Source organism: Pantoea sp. B9002, assembly GCF_013385945.1.
Lineage (GTDB): Bacteria > Pseudomonadota > Gammaproteobacteria > Enterobacterales > Enterobacteriaceae > Pantoea.
The window spans coordinates 111,059-128,065 of sequence record NZ_JACAPA010000009.1 but is presented as its reverse complement, the minus strand read 5'-3'; the positions used below and the strand labels follow the sequence as shown (position 1 = coordinate 128,065).

14 protein-coding genes are annotated in these 17,007 nt (G+C 52.7%); 12 read left to right on the top strand and 2 right to left on the bottom strand.

From position 1 onward, the window contains the following. Positions 1-103 precede the first annotated feature (103 nt). On the bottom strand, positions 104-1,867 hold the full coding sequence (ycaO, locus tag HX773_RS06420; protein WP_176970878.1) for a 30S ribosomal protein S12 methylthiotransferase accessory factor YcaO: 1,764 nt from the start codon (positions 1,865-1,867) through the stop codon (positions 104-106). Positions 1,868-2,177: 310 nt separating this feature from the next. Between ycaO and serC the strand changes: the two genes are divergently transcribed. The 12 genes from serC to HX773_RS06360 all read left to right on the top strand — a co-directional run bounded on the left by serC (position 2,178) and on the right by HX773_RS06360 (position 16,189). Continuing rightward, the gene (gene serC, locus HX773_RS06415) at positions 2,178-3,263 is read left to right on the top strand and encodes a 3-phosphoserine/phosphohydroxythreonine transaminase (protein WP_176970877.1); all 1,086 of its coding nucleotides are present in this window, start codon (positions 2,178-2,180) and stop codon (positions 3,261-3,263) included. Positions 3,264-3,344: 81 nt separating this feature from the next. Further along, positions 3,345-4,631: a 3-phosphoshikimate 1-carboxyvinyltransferase gene (gene aroA, locus HX773_RS06410; RefSeq protein ID WP_176970876.1), complete on the top strand. Its 1,287-nt coding sequence runs from the start codon at positions 3,345-3,347 to the stop codon at positions 4,629-4,631. A gap of 198 nt (positions 4,632-4,829) precedes the next feature. After that, a complete protein-coding gene (gene cmk / locus HX773_RS06405; RefSeq protein ID WP_176970875.1) occupies positions 4,830-5,510 on the top strand; it encodes a (d)CMP kinase in 681 nt (226 codons plus the stop codon). Between the two features lie 121 nt (positions 5,511-5,631). Beyond that, positions 5,632-7,308 (top strand): 30S ribosomal protein S1, encoded by a 1,677-nt coding sequence (gene rpsA / locus HX773_RS06400; RefSeq protein WP_052025984.1) that lies wholly within the window; start codon positions 5,632-5,634, stop codon positions 7,306-7,308. A gap of 86 nt (positions 7,309-7,394) precedes the next feature. Continuing rightward, on the top strand, positions 7,395-7,679 hold the full coding sequence (gene ihfB, locus HX773_RS06395; RefSeq protein WP_003849360.1) for an integration host factor subunit beta: 285 nt from the start codon (positions 7,395-7,397) through the stop codon (positions 7,677-7,679). A 207-nt stretch (positions 7,680-7,886) separates the two neighbouring features. Beyond that, positions 7,887-10,145 (top strand): DNA internalization-related competence protein ComEC/Rec2, encoded by a 2,259-nt coding sequence (locus tag HX773_RS06390; protein ID WP_176971010.1) that lies wholly within the window; start codon positions 7,887-7,889, stop codon positions 10,143-10,145. Between the two features lie 34 nt (positions 10,146-10,179). Then, positions 10,180-11,928: a lipid A ABC transporter ATP-binding protein/permease MsbA gene (gene msbA / locus HX773_RS06385; protein ID WP_176970874.1), complete on the top strand. Its 1,749-nt coding sequence runs from the start codon at positions 10,180-10,182 to the stop codon at positions 11,926-11,928. After that, positions 11,925-12,926 carry a tetraacyldisaccharide 4'-kinase gene (gene lpxK / locus HX773_RS06380; RefSeq protein WP_176970873.1) on the top strand — a complete coding sequence of 334 codons (1,002 nt, stop codon included), beginning with the start codon at positions 11,925-11,927 and terminating at the stop codon, positions 12,924-12,926. Before msbA ends, lpxK begins: the two co-directional genes overlap by 4 nt. Positions 12,927-12,948: 22 nt before the next feature. Further along, positions 12,949-14,166: a winged helix-turn-helix domain-containing protein gene (locus HX773_RS06375; RefSeq protein ID WP_176970872.1), complete on the top strand. Its 1,218-nt coding sequence runs from the start codon at positions 12,949-12,951 to the stop codon at positions 14,164-14,166. Positions 14,167-14,256: 90 nt separating this feature from the next. After that, positions 14,257-14,439 carry a Trm112 family protein gene (locus HX773_RS06370; protein WP_007887424.1) on the top strand — a complete coding sequence of 61 codons (183 nt, stop codon included), beginning with the start codon at positions 14,257-14,259 and terminating at the stop codon, positions 14,437-14,439. Beyond that, on the top strand, positions 14,436-15,185 hold the full coding sequence (gene kdsB, locus HX773_RS06365) for a 3-deoxy-manno-octulosonate cytidylyltransferase (protein WP_176970871.1): 750 nt from the start codon (positions 14,436-14,438) through the stop codon (positions 15,183-15,185). The genes HX773_RS06370 and kdsB overlap by 4 nt, the downstream gene beginning before the upstream one ends. A gap of 110 nt (positions 15,186-15,295) precedes the next feature. Further along, positions 15,296-16,189 (top strand): YcbJ family phosphotransferase, encoded by an 894-nt coding sequence (locus tag HX773_RS06360; protein ID WP_176970870.1) that lies wholly within the window; start codon positions 15,296-15,298, stop codon positions 16,187-16,189. Here the strand turns inward: HX773_RS06360 and elyC are convergent. Beyond that, on the bottom strand, positions 16,169-16,954 hold the full coding sequence (elyC, locus tag HX773_RS06355; protein ID WP_176970869.1) for an envelope biogenesis factor ElyC: 786 nt from the start codon (positions 16,952-16,954) through the stop codon (positions 16,169-16,171). The genes HX773_RS06360 and elyC overlap by 21 nt on opposite strands. Positions 16,955-17,007: the final 53 nt, after the last annotated feature.

Here is a 17,007-nt window from a genome sequence, read left to right as displayed (position 1 = left end):
CTTTAATCTCTTTGTATGATCAATATAAAAAAATGGCACTGATTTTTTTCAGTGCCATTGACCAATACGCTAATTTCTATAAATAGTAATTAAAGCGTTAAGGCTATTTTTGTGACCAATAACGACGTTTAGCTGTCTGCAGTTTTTCATAGGCAGCGAGTAATGATTGATGCGCAGGGAAAGCTTTCAGATCCAGATCAACCGCTTGCAATCCATAGAATGGCGCTTCGCCACTGATTGCCGCTGAAGCAGCCTCAACAGCAGCCTGGCCGTACATACGAACAAAGGCGCGATGATATTGAAGCGGATCGCGTTCCTCTTCCATTGCCAGCAGCAGCAAGGTTTGCAGGCAGCGGTAGTAGTTTGCGCGTTCTTCACTAAAGATGGACTGATTAAACTCCATCGTCCATTCAGTCCAGATCAGAGCCTGATCCAGGTCGCCGCCGGCCAGCGCCAGCATCGCTTTCAGCTCGCCGATACGCAGCGTGTACCAACCATTGTCTTTGCCTGATGCCAGACCCAGCAGTTCACGCACGCGAGTAAAGTCATCATGACCTTCCTCATCCAGTTGCACAATCAGCTCGAGATAGGCTTCGGGTTCCCATTGGCTTTCCGGCAGCGCCAGCAGGGTTTCGCGCAGTGGTGCGCCCATGCTGTTATTCGCCAGCAGCAGATCTTCTGCTGGATAAATATCAGACATGCCAGGCACGATGATGCGGCAAGCGTAAACACTCAGATGTTCATAGTCAGCGATATAGACTTCTTTATCTTCCGCACGGAAGATCGCCATCAGCGTATCAAACTCTTCGTGAGTGGTACCCGCAAAGCTCCAGTCGACGAAAGGATAATCGGCATCGTCTTTAAACATATCCCATGAAATCAGACCGCTTGAATCGATGAAATGCGTTTCCAGGTTAGCGTGTTCCGCTACTTCTTCATCATCGAACGTTGGCGGTGTGAACACGTCGAGATCTTTCAGGCCGCGACCCTGAAGCAGTTCAGTAACGGTACGCTCCAGTGCGACGCCAAAGTCCGGATGTGCACCAAACGAAGCGAAACAGGTACCATTTGCTGGATTGAACAGCACAACGCAGATAACCGGGTATTTGCCACCGAGTGAAGCATCGTAAGAGAAGATTGGGAAACCTTCTGCTTCCAGACGTTCAATCGCTTCAATTACGCCAGGATAACGCTGCATTACCTCGGCTGGAATTTCTGGCAGGCTGATGGATTCGGCGATGATACGATTCTTAATATGACGCTCAAACACTTCTGACAGACCCTGTACACGCGCTTCGTTCGCGGTGTTACCGGCAGACATACCATTCGAAACATACAGATTACCGATGATGTTCATCGGGATATAAACCGTTTGCTGGTCAGATTGACGGGTAAATGGCAGGCCACAAATCCCACGCTCGTCATTGCCGGATTGCAGATCAATCAGCTCAGAAGCACCCAGGCTCTCATCAGGATCATAGAACTTGCGCAGGCGCGCATCCAAAATGCCTTCTGGCAGGCTGTCGTCTTCAGTGAGCGGGAACCACTTTTCATTCGGATAGTGAACAAAATCGCCATTAGCGATGGATTTACCTAACCAGAAATCGGCGAAGAAATAGTTAGTAGAGAGGCGCTCAAAATATTCGCCCAGTGCTGAAGCCAGAGCGGCTTTTTTGCTAGCACCTTTGCCATTTGTAAAGCACAGCGGGCAGTCGCGATCGCGAATGTGTACTGACCAGACGTGTGGCACCGGATTCAGCCAGGAAGCTTCTTCAATATTGAAACCAAGGTCTTGCAGTTTCTGCTGAAAGCGAGCAATGGAATCTTCCAGTGCGGCGTCTTTTCCGGGGATAAACGTTTGCGTCATGGTGGCGCTCTCTTAAGTCAAAGGGGTGGGCGTAAAGCGCGCAATAATACGGGTTTTATGCGTGCTTCGCTATTCAGTCAGCCAAATTTATCTCAGTCTGGTTACGGTTTTTAAGCCATTCCGCTCCCCGCGTTTTCTTTCTGGAACTACCTCACAAAATTCCACAGCTTAATGCATTTATGACATAAGCTGCGGTGGAGCTGGCTCTGGAAATGTGATCGCTGCCGGATTAATGATTGCAGCCATCTGGAGGCAATGATAAAACCGGTTGGGTATTCATAACCGTTCGATATGACAGTGGTGAGGGGAAATGACTCAGGTTTATAATTTTAGCTCTGGCCCGGCTATGCTGCCGGTAGAAGTGCTCCGTCGCGCAGAACAAGAACTGACAAACTGGCACGGGTTAGGCACCTCGGTGATGGAGATCAGTCACCGCAGTAAAGAGTTTATTGCTGTTGCAGAAGCGGCAGAACAAGATTTTCGCGATCTGCTGAAGATCCCATCCAACTACAAAGTTTTATTCTGCCACGGCGGTGCGCGTGCGCAGTTCGCGGCCATTCCCGGCAACTTGCTGGGTGATGCAAAAACCGCGGATTATATTGACGGCGGTTACTGGGCTCACAGCGCAATTAAAGAAGCTGAGAAATTCTGCTCGCCAAATACCATTGATATTAAAACTACGCGCGATGGTAAGCGTGCTTTGTTACCAATGCGTGAATGGCAGTTAAATGATGTTGCGGCTTATGTCCATTTCTGCCCGAACGAAACGATTGATGGCATCGCTATCGATGAAGAGCCGGATTTTGGCGATAAGGTCGTGGTTGCCGATCTCTCTTCTACTATTCTGTCTCGTCCAATCGATGTGAGTCGCTATGGCGTGATCTACGCTGGCGCACAAAAAAATATCGGCCCGGCGGGCTTAACCTTAGTGGTTGTGCGCGAAGATCTGTTGGGTAAAGCACGACGTTATGTGCCTTCTATCCTTGATTACAAGGTGCTGGCCGAAAACGAATCGATGTTTAACACTCCGCCTACTTTCGCATGGTATCTCTCAGGCCTGGTATTCAAATGGCTGAAAGAGAAGGGCGGCGTGGCTGAGATGGATAAGCTCAATCAGGCAAAAGCCGACTTACTATATGGCGTGATTGATAACAGTGCGTTTTATCGCAACGATGTCGCAAGCGAAAACCGTTCACGTATGAACGTGCCATTCCAGTTAGCCGATTCCTCATTGGACAAAGTGTTCCTGGAAGAGTCTCTCAAGACTGGGCTGCACGCGTTGAAAGGCCATCGCGTGGTTGGCGGTATGCGTGCATCGATCTACAATGCGATGCCGCTGGAAGGCGTTAAAACCCTGACTGAGTTCATGGTCGACTTCGAACGTCGCCACGGCTAATTGCTTTTTTCATGCCAGCTTGTCTGGTATCAGACCCCGTCACACGATGGGGTCTCGTATTTTCTGGAGATTTGGTTTCACATGCAGGACTCCCTGACTCTACAACCGATTGCTCGCGTTGACGGCACGGTAAACTTACCGGGTTCAAAAAGTGTCTCGAACCGCGCACTCTTGCTGGCCGCACTGGCAAAGGGCACCACCCGCCTGACTAACTTGCTTGATAGCGATGATGTTAAGCACATGCTGAATGCCCTCAAAGCGCTGGGTGTCAGCTATACGCTCTCAGACGATCGCACCGTATGCGAAGTGGTGGGTAACGCGGGGCCTTTACGCGCTGAAAAACCGCTTGAGCTGTTTCTCGGTAACGCAGGTACCGCGATGCGACCTTTGGCCGCCGCGCTGTGTTTGGGCGAGCAGTCAATCGTTCTGACTGGCGAGCCACGCATGAAAGAACGTCCGATTGGTCACCTGGTTGATGCACTGCGTCAGGGCGGAGCTAAGATCGACTATCTTGAGCAGACCGATTACCCGCCAGTGCGTCTTAATGGCGGTTTTGTTGGTGGGGAAGTCAGCGTCGATGGCAGCGTATCCAGCCAGTTCCTGACGGCACTGCTAATGACCGCGCCACTGGCGCAGCAAGACACCATCATCACCATCAAAGGCGATTTGGTTTCTAAGCCTTACATTGATATCACCTTGCACCTGATGCGCAGCTTTGGTGTGGATGTTGATAATCAGGACTACCAGCGTTTTGTGGTTAAAGGGCAGCAACAGTACCAATCTCCGGGCGACTATCTTGTGGAAGGTGACGCATCTTCTGCCTCTTATTTCCTCGCTGCGGCTGCCATTAAAGGTGGCACCGTGCGTGTAACCGGTATTGGCCGCAACAGCGTGCAGGGCGATATCCGTTTTGCTGATGTGCTGGAAAATATGGGCGCAGTGATTGAGTGGGGCGATGATTACATCTCTTGCACACGCGGATCGCTGACGGCAATCGATATGGATATGAACCATATTCCCGATGCGGCAATGACGATTGCAACTACTGCATTGTTCGCACAAGGCACCACGTTGATGCGCAACATCTACAACTGGCGCGTAAAAGAGACGGATCGTCTGGCTGCGATGGCGACTGAGTTACGCAAAGTGGGTGCTGAAGTAGAAGAAGGACACGACTTTATCCGTGTTACACCTCCGGCTCAGTTGCAACATGCGGATATTGGTACCTATAACGATCACCGTATGGCGATGTGCTTCGCGCTGGTGGCTCTGTCTGATACGCCGGTAACCATCCTTGATCCAGGCTGCACCGCGAAAACCTTCCCGAGCTATTTCCAGCAGTTGGCGAAAATCAGTCATACTTCCTGATCGTCTAACCCGGTGCACTGCGCCGGGTTTCTTTGCTCTCTTCTGGCCTTATCAGGCGGAAATTCTTCTGAATCTGTCTATATTTCTAGCGCTGTCTACGCTAAAGGGTAACTAACCCGACGCAGGCAGCGTATAATGCCGCGCAATCCAGGCGGCCTGGAAGGGCTGACAATAAGCACGCAGCAACAGGAGAGAACAATGACGGCAATCGCCCCGGTTATTACCATTGATGGGCCAAGTGGCGCGGGTAAAGGGACTTTATGTAAAGCGATGGCGGAGTCGTTGCAGTGGCACTTACTGGATTCTGGCGCTATTTATCGCGTTTTAGCACTGGCCGCACTTCACCATCAGGTGGATATTGAGTCCGAAGAAGCATTAGTACCGATGGCTGCGCATCTTGATGTGCGTTTTCTGTCGGTTGACGGTGAAATGCAGGTGGTTCTTGAAGGTGAAGACGTCACCGGTGAAATCCGCACGCAAGAAGTGAGCAACACCGCATCACGCGTGGCCGCTTTTCCGCGGGTGCGTGAGGCACTGCTTCGTCGCCAACGTGCCTTCCGCGAAGAGCCCGGTTTAATCGCCGATGGGCGCGATATGGGAACCGTGGTTTTCCCTGATGCGCCAGTGAAAATTTTCCTCGACGCCAGCTCGGAAGAGCGTGCGCATCGCCGTATGCTACAGTTGCAGGAGAAGGGCTTTAATGTTAACTTTGATCGCCTTTTATCCGAGATAAAGGAACGCGACGACCGCGATCGTAATCGTGCCATCGCACCTTTAGTGCCTGCCACAGATGCTCTGGTACTGGATTCAACCAGTATGTCAATTGAGCAAGTGATTGAAAAGGCGCTTGATTATGCCAGGCATAAGCTGGGTATTTAATCTTTCGGCAACCGAATTGCTGTAACCCTGTACCAAGGACCCGGTGCAGGGCATGTGAAACAACCCCATCCGACAATGAAGTCAGGTGGACGTTAAATTGAAGAATCCTAAGATTATCAATATGACTGAATCTTTTGCTCAACTCTTTGAAGAGTCCCTGAAAGAAATCGAAACCCGTCCGGGTTCCATCGTTCGTGGCGTTGTTGTCTCTATCGACAAAGACGTAGTTCTGGTTGATGCGGGTCTGAAATCTGAATCTGCAATTCCTGCAGAGCAGTTCAAGAACGCAGCCGGCGAACTGGAAATCCAGGTAGGCGACGAAGTTGACGTTGCGCTGGACGCAGTAGAAGACGGCTTCGGTGAAACCCTGCTGTCCCGTGAGAAAGCTAAACGTCACGAAGCTTGGATCACGCTGGAAAAAGCTTACGAAGACGCTGAAACTGTTACCGGTGTTATCAACGGCAAAGTTAAAGGTGGCTTCACAGTTGAGCTGAACGGTATTCGTGCGTTCCTGCCAGGTTCACTGGTAGACGTTCGTCCGGTTCGCGATACTCTGCACCTGGAAGGCAAAGAGCTTGAATTCAAAGTAATCAAGCTTGATCAGAAACGTAACAACGTCGTGGTTTCACGTCGTGCAGTTATCGAATCTGAGAACAGCGCTGAGCGCGATCAGCTGCTGGAAAACCTGCAGGAAGGCATGGAAGTTAAAGGTATCGTTAAGAACCTCACTGACTACGGTGCATTCGTGGATCTGGGCGGCGTTGACGGCCTGCTGCACATTACCGATATGGCTTGGAAACGCGTTAAGCATCCGAGCGAAATCGTCAACGTGGGCGACGAAATCACTGTTAAAGTGCTGAAGTTCGACCGCGAGCGTACCCGTGTATCTCTGGGCCTGAAACAGCTGGGCGAAGATCCTTGGGTTGCTATCGCTAAGCGCTATCCAGAAGGCACCCGCCTGACTGGTCGTGTAACCAACCTGACTGATTACGGTTGCTTCGTAGAAATCGAAGAAGGCGTTGAAGGTCTGGTACACGTTTCTGAAATGGACTGGACCAACAAAAACATCCATCCGTCTAAAGTTGTAAACGTAGGCGATGTGGTTGAAGTAATGGTTCTGGACATCGATGAAGAGCGTCGTCGTATCTCCCTGGGTCTGAAGCAGTGCAAATCTAACCCATGGCAGCTGTTCGCTGAGACCCACAACAAAGGCGATCGCGTTGAAGGTAAAATCAAGTCAATCACTGACTTCGGTATCTTCATCGGCCTGGACGGTGGCATCGACGGCCTGGTTCACCTGTCTGACATCTCCTGGAATGCGACTGGCGAAGAAGCCGTTCGTGAGTACAAAAAAGGCGACGAAATCGCTGCCGTTGTACTGCAGGTTGATGCAGAGCGCGAGCGCATCTCTCTGGGCGTGAAGCAGTTGGCTGAAGATCCATTCAACAACTACATCACCCTGAACAAGAAAGGCGCTATCGTGACTGGTAAAGTCACTGCAGTTGACGCGAAAGGTGCTACAGTAGAATTAGCTGACGGCGTAGAGGGTTACCTGCGCGCTTCTGAAGCTTCTCTGGACCGCATCGAAGACGCAACTCTGGTTCTGAGTGTTGGCGACGACGTTGAAGCTAAATTCACCGGCGTTGACCGTAAGAACCGCGTTGTGAGCCTGTCTGTTCGTGCTAAAGACCAGGCTGATGAGAAAGAAGCTATCAACACTGTTAACACCAAACAGGATGAAGGCAGCAACTTCTCTAGCGCGATGGCTGAAGCGTTTAAAGCGGCTAAAGGCGAGTAATCGACCTAAGGCACCGGACGATGAAAATCGTCCGGTTTCGGTAAAAGCTGTCATACCTTTCCAAATAAGGATTAACCGGAGGTTACATGACCAAGTCAGAACTGATTGAAAGACTTGCTGGCCAGCATACTCATATTCCGGCGAAAGTCGTTGAGGATGCAGTCAAAGAGATGCTTGAGCACATGGCCACTACGTTGGCCCAGGGCGAGCGCATTGAAATCCGGGGATTCGGCAGCTTTTCTTTGCATTACCGTGCACCGCGTACGGGTCGTAACCCGAAAACAGGTGACAAAGTGGATCTGGAAGGTAAATACGTTCCCCACTTCAAGCCGGGCAAAGAATTGCGTGACCGTGCGAACATCTACGGCTAAGCCGTTACCGAACGATAAAAACGACACTTTAGGGTGTCGTTTTTTTTTTGGTTATAGCAGGCAGTATTGCGATCTGCTTTCCAAAATGAAGTTTCATCAATGTAATCTCTGCAAAAGTCTCTGAACCCATCGCAACACTCACTCTTTTCACTGAAGCAAATCTCTCCTTTTCACGGCACACTCTTCCACCAACAAGGGAGAGTAATGATGCATATGAACTGGATTGTTCTGGCCAGATTGATGATTGCCTCGGCGTTGCCGTTGGGCATTTTGCCGCACATACCCGCTGCCAGCATAATACTCATCATGGTTGGATTTGCTGTGGCGCTTGGGTTGATGCCAATCATGCTGCTGCGGATTTCAGGGATTGCTCTCGTAATGTTGGCCTGGACATTGACTGAAGCCCGCCAGATGGTCAATGCCATTGACGATCTGACTAATACGTCTATTGAAGCAACAGTTCGTATTACTGAAGTTCGTGAACAGAAACAGCAGTTAACCGTGCAAATCCTGCGTGTTGGTCAGCGTTATCAATTTCCGCCTCTCTTTGTCACGCTCAATAATGCCTCTACGGACCAACCGTTTTGCGCCGGTCAGCGCTGGCAGATGAAACTGCGACTGCGCGCCGTGCATGGCAGATTAAATGAAGGTGAGTTCGATCTGCAGCGCTTTGCCCTGTCTAATCACACGCCGCTGCAAGGGCGCATCATCAGCCAGCAGGCGGAATCGCTAAGCTGCAACTGGCGGACGCGTTTAATCAATCATCATTTACCCGCATTCGATACGCTCAAACAACCGGCAATTATGCAGGCTTTGGCGTTTGGTATACGTGCCAACATGACCGAAGAGCAACGACAGTTGCTGCGGGAAACAGGCACGGCCCACTTGATGGCAATCTCGGGAATGCATATTGCATTAGCTGCCAGCGTGGGATGGCTATTGGCGCGTGCTATCCAGGTGATTTTGCCTGCTCATTTGATTGGCCATTTATTTCCACTGCTGATTAGCGTTATGACCGCAGCCACTTACACATGGGTTTCTGGCAGCCATGCACCGGCCCAACGCGCGATTATCGCGCTCATACTATGGATAGGGATGCGCAGCGCCGGTTGGCAACTCAGTGGCTGGCAAGTCTGGACGTTATGTATCGGCGCTTTGCTGGCACTTGATCCATTAACCGTTTTGTCAGAAAGCTTTTGGTTGTCGGCACTGGCGGTCGCGATACTGATTGCCTGGTATCAATGGTTTTCATTACCACATCGCTTTCGCGCAAAGCGTCGATGGCTGTTATTGCAATTGCTACATCTGCAGCTAGGCATGATGATTCTCATGGCTCCGCTACAAATTTTCCTGTTTCAGGGAATAAGCCTGAGCGCGTTATTGGCAAATCTGATCGCGGTGCCGGTTGTGTCATTTGTCACGGTGCCACTGATATTGCTGGCAATGCTATTGCCTGTGCCGCTGATTTCAACGGGATTATGGTCTCTGGCCGATCTTTCCATAAGCCTGGTCATGCTCCTGCTGCAGTGGTTACCCGCAGGTTGGTGGGCGTGGAGCGATACGTTACCTGCTATCGTGCTGCTGTGGGTGGGATTACTTCTCTGGCGCAGCAAGCTGATTTATCGCAGTCTGATGCCGTGTTTTAGCCTGATACTCGCAATCATCCTCTGGCGCAGCACTACACAGCGTGATGACTGGCAAATCGACATGATTGATGTGGGGCACGGCCTGGCGATTGCCCTTACACAGGGCAATGAAGTGGTGTTATATGACGTTGGACCCGGCTGGAAGCAGGATGATGCCGGTTCACGTGTCATCCTGCCATGGCTGCAGTATCACGGCAGAAGCCTTCATTCTCTAATATTGAGCCACAAGCATCTTGATCACCGTGGTGGGCTACACTCATTGCTCAAAGTTAATCCAGCGGTAGCAATCCGAAGTGCCTTAGCGGAAGACGGACACCTGCCATGCTTCCGTGGCCAGCGGTGGCAGTGGGGCAAATTACAATTTACCGCTTTGTGGCCGCCGGAGAGTCAGACCGAGGGGCAAAATAACGATTCCTGTGTGGTGCGAGTCGATGACGGGCTAATCAGCGTGTTGCTCACCGGTGATATTGAGTTAGAAGCCGAAAGAAAAATTGTCGCGCTGGAAAAAGAAGCACTAAACGCGACGATGTTGCAGGTTCCACACCATGGCAGTCGGACTTCGTCAGGCGCGTTACTGTTACGTAATGTTGCTGGCAAAGCAGCATTTGCTTCGGTGGCGCGATATAACGCCTGGCGTATGCCGGCACCAGCCGTGGTGCAGCGCTATCGTCAGCAAGGCTATATGTGGTACGACACGGCACAATCGGGGCAGATTCATGTGGGTATCAGACAAGGTCATTGGCAAATTAAGGGCTTAAGAGAGCAAATAATGCCTCGATGGTACCATCAGTGGTTTGGCGTCAAACGCGATTCCAGGTAGAATGAGCGGCTATTTCAAACAGCGTGAATAAATAATGCATCAAGATAAAGATCTCTCAACGTGGCAGACATTCCGTCGACTCTGGCCGATGATTGCGCCTCACAAGGCTGGCCTGTATGTGTCAGCGGTGGCGCTGATACTCAATGCGGCAGGCGATACCCTGATGCTCTCTCTGTTGAAACCTTTACTGGATGATGGCTTCGGTAAAGCTGACAGATCCGTAATGCTGTGGATGCCGCTGGTGGTAATCGGCCTGATGCTGGTACGAGGCGTGACCAGCTATATCTCCAGCTACTGCATCTCATGGGTTTCCGGCAACGTGGTCATGAACATGCGTCGCCGCCTATTCGGCCATATGATGGGCATGCCGGTAACCTTCTTTGATCAGCAATCAACGGGTACGCTGTTGTCACGCATCACCTACGATTCTGAGCAGGTTGCCTCTTCCTCTTCCAGCGCACTGGTTACCGTGGTGCGTGAAGGGGCCTCGATCATTGGCCTGTTTATCATGATGTTCTATTACAGCTGGCAGCTGTCCCTGATTCTCATTGTGCTGGCACCGATCGTCTCCTTTGCTATTCGTACCGTTTCTAAGCGCTTCCGCAGCATCAGTAAGAACATGCAGAACACTATGGGACAGGTCACCACCAGCGCCGAACAGATGCTGAAAGGGCATAAAGAAGTGCTGATTTTTGGTGGTCAGGAAGTGGAGGCCAACCGTTTTTCTCAGGTCAGCAACAAGATGCGTCAACAGGGCATGAAACTGGTGTCGGCGTCTTCAATCTCTGATCCGGTGATTCAGTTAATTGCCTCGCTAGCACTGGCATTTGTGCTTTATGCCGCCAGCTTCCCAAGCGTAATGGAAACGCTGACAGCCGGTACCATTACCGTTGTCTTCTCATCGATGATCGCCCTGATGCGTCCGCTCAAGTCACTGACCAACGTGAATGCGCAGTTCCAGCGTGGTATGGCGGCTTGTCAGACGCTGTTCTCGATTCTCGACAGTGAGCAGGAAGTGGATAACGGCAAACGTGAAATGGATCGTGCCAAAGGTGATGTTGAATTCCGCAACGTGACCTTTACCTATCCAGGCCGTGAAATTCCTGCCCTGCGTGATATCAATCTGTCACTGCCTGCCGGTAAAACCGTTGCACTGGTAGGTCGTTCCGGCTCGGGTAAATCGACCATGGCCAGCTTGCTGACGCGATTCTACGACATTGATAGCGGTGAAATTCTGCTTGATGGTCACGATCTGCGCGAATACACCCTGCGTTCCCTGCGTAATCAAGTGGCGCTGGTTTCCCAGAACGTGCATCTCTTCAACGACACCGTCGCCAACAACATTTCTTATGCCCGTAATGGTCAATACACGCGCGAGCAAATCGAGCAGGCTGCGACCATGGCGCATGCCATGGACTTCATCCAGAAGATGGATAATGGCCTTGATACCATGATTGGTGAGAATGGCGTGCTGCTTTCCGGTGGTCAGCGTCAGCGTATTGCGATTGCGCGTGCATTACTGCGTGACTGCCCGATTTTGATTCTCGATGAAGCCACATCAGCGCTCGACACCGAGTCTGAGCGTGCGATTCAGGCCGCACTCGATGAATTGCAGAAAAACCGCACTTCGCTGGTGATTGCGCACCGTCTGTCGACCATTGAGAAAGCCGATGAGATCGTCGTGGTAGAAGATGGTCGCATTGTCGAGCGCGGGACTCACAGCGTGCTGCTGGAACAGAAGGGCGCCTATGCGCAGCTTCACAAGCTGCAGTTCGGTCAATGATTGAACGCATCTGGAGCGGGCGCTCGCCGTTATGGCTGCTGCTATGGCCGCTGAGTCTGCTTTATGGGGCGATCACCTGGCTGATTCGCCTCAGCTTCCAGCGCGGCTGGCGAAAAAGCTGGCGCGCGCCTTGCCCTGTGATTGTGGTGGGGAACCTCACCGCAGGTGGGAATGGTAAAACGCCCGTAGTGATCTGGTTGGTGCAGGCGCTGCAACAACGCGGATTGCATGCTGGCGTGGTGTCGCGAGGTTACGGCGGAAAAGCGGAACGTTATCCGCTGCTGGTTACCGCTGAAACGCCCACGGCGCAGGCTGGCGATGAACCTGTGCTGATCGCTCAGCGCACGCAGGTGCCGGTTGCAGTTGCGCCACAGCGGCGTCTAGCGGTAGAAGGCTTGCTCGCTGCGCACGATCTGGATGTGATTATCACCGATGATGGCCTGCAGCATTACGCGCTGCAGCGCGATCGGGAAATTGTGGTGGTGGATGGAATGCGTCGTTTTGGCAATGGCTGGTGGTTACCGGCTGGGCCGATGCGTGAACGCGCCTCACGACTTAGCACCGTAAATGCGGTGATCGTTAACGGCGGCGATAACCATGCGGGCGAAATTGCGATGACATTGCAGCCCGGTATGGCGGTAAACCTGATCAGCGGTGCAACCGTAGCCTTAGCGCAATTGCCTGAAATTGTAGCGATGGCCGGTATTGGCCATCCGCCGCGCTTCTTCAACACGCTTAAACAGCAAGGCATTAAGCCAGTGGCTGAAATTGCCTTCGCCGATCACCATGCTTACAGCGAAGACGAATTACGTCGTCTGACTCAGGCAGATCAGTGCTTGCTGATGACGGAAAAAGATGCGGTGAAATGCCGCAGCTTTGCTCGCCCAAACTGGTGGTATCTGCCGGTTGATGCGCATCTGCAAGGCGCAGCGGTGGCAACCTTGTTAGACGATATCACCCATCTCTGCACTACCGCGCGCGACGCCCGTTCGCGCTAACCACCGAAAAGGGAATGGAGTCATGAACCTCGTCGCTTCCCTCTCGTTGCAAACTGCTCGTCATCTGCATCTGGCTGCTCAGGGACTTTTACGTCCTTTGGGCCGCCGGGTGCGCTTTGCCGATATACACGCGACTGTGCGTCAGATGTCTTTGTTGCAAATCGATACCATTAATGTGGTGGCACGCAGTCCATATCTGGTGCTGTTTAGCCGCCTTGGCGCATATCAGGCCAATTGGCTGGAAGAGGCGCTGGCCTCGGGCGCGTTATTTGAATATTGGGCTCATGAAGCCTGTTTTATTCCCTTCGAAGATTACCCGTTGCTGCGCCATCGCATGCTGCAACCGCAGCGACTTGGCTGGAAATACAACCAACAGTGGGTTGAGGAGCATCAACAGGAAATCACTGACCTGCTGCAACACATCTCCGCCAATGGTCCGGTTCGTGCCGCTGATTTCAGTAATGATAAACAGACCAAACCGGGCTGGTGGGCGTGGAAACCGCATAAGCGTCATCTTGAGAATTTGTTCAGCGCCGGTCAGTTGATGGTAGTGGAGCGGCGCAACTTCCAGCGGGTTTACGATCTGCACAGCCGTGTAATGCCAGAATGGATTGATGAACAGCATGCGCTGAGTGAAGACGAAGCGGTGATACAGATGTTGAGTCACAGCGCGCGCAGCCTCGGCATTTTCCGTGGCAGTTGGTTAGCCGATTATTACCGGCTCAAACGCGCACCGCTCAAGTCATGGCTCGAGGATGCGGCTGCGCGCGGAGAGATTGTTCGCGTCGAGGTTGAGCAACTGGGCGAAATGTGGTTACACCACACATTATTGCCGCTGCTGGAAAAGCCACTCTTGGCCACGCATACCGCGCTGTTGTCACCCTTTGATCCGGTGGTTTGGGATCGTCGTCGCGCGCTGGAGCTGTTTAATTTTGATTACCGCATTGAGTGCTACACGCCAGCAGAGAAGCGCAAATATGGTTACTTTGTCCTGCCGGTCCTGCATCGCGGCTTATTGAAAGCGCGCATCGACGCCAAAATGGAGCGTCAGGCGCAGCAATTAGTGATTCGTGCATTCTGGCTGGAAGAGGGCACACGTATCAGTAACGCTTTCCTTAATGACGTACAAAAAGCCATTAATCGCTTTGCCGCATGGCAAGGTGCCAACCAAGTGATTATCGAAAATGCGCCCGCAGAACTGCTGGCTGCCTGGTCAAATCGCTGGTCGATTGGTGAATAAAGCCGCCATTTGTCCGGCTTGAGTGCGCCATTCACGCGCACGCTATTATGATATGCTAACCGCCTGAATCGGTCCTGAATGGAGAAGATTATGGATCACCGTTTACTCGAAATCGTTGCCTGCCCGGTATGCAACGGAAAACTCTATTTCAACAAAGAGCAGCAAGAGCTGATCTGTAAACCGGATGGCCTGGCTTATCCGGTACGTGACGGCATTCCAGTGCTGCTGGAAGTGGAAGCGCGTACGCTGTCTGTTGAAGAGATCCATCCATGAGTTTTGTTGCCATTATTCCTGCGCGTTATGCTTCAACGCGTCTGCCCGGCAAACCGCTGGTGGATATTCAGGGTAAACCGATGGTGCTGCACGTTATGGAACGCGCCCGTGAATCGGGTGCCGATCGCGTGATTGTCGCCACCGATCATCCGGCTGTGGCAGCGGCGGTAACGGCGGCCGGCGGCGAAGTGTGCATGACGCGGGTCGATCATCAGTCCGGTACTGAACGTTTGGCCGAAGTGATCGAAAAGTATCAGTTTGCCGACGACACGATCATCGTTAACGTGCAGGGCGACGAGCCAATGATCCCGGCGGAGATTGTACGTCAGGTGGCAGGTAATCTGGCGCAATCTGAAGCCGGGATGGCGACGCTGGCGGTGCCGATCACCGATGCAGAAGAAGCCTTTAACCCGAACGCGGTGAAAGTGGTGATGGACGCCAAAGGTTATGCGCTCTACTTCTCACGCGCCACCATTCCCTGGGATCGCGAGCGTTATGCGCGTTCGCGCGAGCAGATTGGCGACACGCTGCTTCGCCACATTGGCATCTACGCCTATCGCGCCGGTTTTATCCGTCGCTACATCGCGTGGGAACCTTGCCCGCTGGAGCACATCGAGTTGCTCGAACAGCTGCGCGTGCTGTGGTACGGTGAAAAGATTCACGTCGCGGTGGCAAAAGCTATCCCAAGTGTTGGGGTGGATACGCCGGAAGACCTTGAGCGGGTTCGTCTCGCTATGCAGGGTTAATCTCCGACCGGCCAGCGGCTCTCGCTGGCCTTGAAGTTTGATCTGGCGCTAAGCTTTGCGCCGCCATCACCTCCAGCATATTCCAGCCCTTTGACTTCGGAGGATATTGCATGGAACAGCTCCGTTCAGAACTCGCGTTGGTGCTTGGTGAAAGCATCAGTCGTCTCGAAACCATTAGCGAGCAGGCGCACACGCGGCTGTATGCGCTTTACGATAACGCCGGTAAACCGATGCCGCTGGTGGCTAAGTATTTTCGCCATCAGGGACGCGCTGCGCTGGAAGCCAAAAAACTGACCATGCTCGGCCATGATGGCTTGATCGCCGTGCCCGCTGTGTTTGGTCTGGTGCTCAGCCAGCAAAAGCCGGTACATGAAATGTTGCTGATGGCGCGCTTTAACGGCGTATCAGCAGAAGCACCGGCTCGCAGCGCAGCACGCTGGGAACAGCTGTGCGAACAGATCGTCGAAGGCGTGCTGGCGTGGCATCGTATCGACAGCCATGGTTTAGTCGGCAGCGTGGACAGCGTGCAGGAAAATAACTGGCCCGCCTGGTATCGCCAGCGGGTAGATGTGTTGTGGTCAACGCTGGGTTATTTGTCACCGCCGTTTTTCACGCTGGAAGATCGTCAGATTCTGTTTCGCAGCCGACAACTATTGCCGCGTCTGTTCAACGGTTTTGACGATCCCTGCGTGTTGATGCACGGCAATCTACGCTTAGCCAGCATGCTGAAAGATGCGCATAGCGATCAGCTGATTGCGATGATGCAGCCGGGCAACATTCTCTGGGCACCGCGCGAATACGATCTGATGCGGTTAGCAGATAACGGCGCAGAAGCGTCACTGCTGCAGCACTATCTGCAGCGTGCGCCAGTGGCGGAAGGTTTCCTCTGGCGGCGCTGGTTGTATCAGTTGTGGGATTGTGTCGACACGCTGGTCAGCAGCGGACAGTTTGACCGTCCGCGCTTCGATCACGCCCGCGCGCAATTACTCCCCTGGCTGGGTTGAAGTGAAATCATCACCGCGCAGCTTCTGCCAGGCTTGTCCCAGCGTTTCATAGATCGCGCGCTCACTGTGTGCCAGCCACAGCGGTGACGGAATAGCGCGTTCCCACCAGTTTAGCGGCGAGGTCACCGCCAACTGATTCGCCGGTGCGGCCAGCGGATTCATGCCGGCACTTTGAAAGAAATGCATGGCACGCGGCAGATGGTTGGCGGAAGTCACCAGTAAAAACGGATGTTCGCCAATCGTCTGTTTCACCGCGCGTGCTTCGCCAATGGTATCCCTTGGTTGATCCAACTGAATAATCGCTTCTGATGGCACACCCAGACTTTCCGCCACTTCGGCCGCCACGCTGGCGCTGCTGCGTGGGTTTTCGCCCGCTGCTGCGCCAGTAAAGATCATTTTCGCCTGCGGATAGCGCCGCCACTGACGCACGCCTTCGGCCACGCGCGGCAGACTGTTATTAATCAAATTGGAACTCGGCGCCCAATTCGGATTGAAGGTATAGCCGCCGCCGAGCACCACGATATAATCGACCGGCTCGTTACCGTTCCAGGTGGGATAATGATTTTCCAGCGGTGACAGCAGGCGATCGGCAACCGGCTGCAGGCTTAAAACCAGCAACAGCAGCCAGCTGCAAGAGATGAGGATTTTGCCGCTTTTTTGCCAGCGGCTGAACCAGAGCAGCAAAAGTCCTGCCGCCATCAGCAATAACAGCAGCGGCAAGGGAAGCAACATCCCCCCAATGACTTTTTTAAATGCGAAAAACATCGAATATGGCCTCTTTTGTCCAAAAAAACAGCTGCCAGACGGTTACTGCGGCA

Excerpts from the sequence above, each read along its gene's own strand:
- kdsB (WP_176970871.1), top strand. The coding sequence starts at position 14,436 with ATGAGTTTTGTTGCCATTATTCCTGCGCGTTATGCTTCAACGCGTCTG.
- aroA (WP_176970876.1), top strand. The coding sequence starts at position 3,345 with ATGCAGGACTCCCTGACTCTACAACCGATTGCTCGCGTTGACGGCACG.
- HX773_RS06370 (WP_007887424.1), top strand. The coding sequence starts at position 14,257 with ATGGATCACCGTTTACTCGAAATCGTTGCCTGCCCGGTATGCAACGGA.
- HX773_RS06360 (WP_176970870.1), top strand. The coding sequence starts at position 15,296 with ATGGAACAGCTCCGTTCAGAACTCGCGTTGGTGCTTGGTGAAAGCATC.
- HX773_RS06375 (WP_176970872.1), top strand. The coding sequence starts at position 12,949 with ATGAACCTCGTCGCTTCCCTCTCGTTGCAAACTGCTCGTCATCTGCAT.
- ycaO (WP_176970878.1), bottom strand. The coding sequence starts at position 1,867 with ATGACGCAAACGTTTATCCCCGGAAAAGACGCCGCACTGGAAGATTCC.
- msbA (WP_176970874.1), top strand. The coding sequence starts at position 10,180 with ATGCATCAAGATAAAGATCTCTCAACGTGGCAGACATTCCGTCGACTC.
- serC (WP_176970877.1), top strand. The coding sequence starts at position 2,178 with ATGACTCAGGTTTATAATTTTAGCTCTGGCCCGGCTATGCTGCCGGTA.
- elyC (WP_176970869.1), bottom strand. The coding sequence starts at position 16,954 with ATGTTTTTCGCATTTAAAAAAGTCATTGGGGGGATGTTGCTTCCCTTG.
- rpsA (WP_052025984.1), top strand. The coding sequence starts at position 5,632 with ATGACTGAATCTTTTGCTCAACTCTTTGAAGAGTCCCTGAAAGAAATC.
- lpxK (WP_176970873.1), top strand. The coding sequence starts at position 11,925 with ATGATTGAACGCATCTGGAGCGGGCGCTCGCCGTTATGGCTGCTGCTA.
- ihfB (WP_003849360.1), top strand. The coding sequence starts at position 7,395 with ATGACCAAGTCAGAACTGATTGAAAGACTTGCTGGCCAGCATACTCAT.
- cmk (WP_176970875.1), top strand. The coding sequence starts at position 4,830 with ATGACGGCAATCGCCCCGGTTATTACCATTGATGGGCCAAGTGGCGCG.
- HX773_RS06390 (WP_176971010.1), top strand. The coding sequence starts at position 7,887 with ATGCATATGAACTGGATTGTTCTGGCCAGATTGATGATTGCCTCGGCG.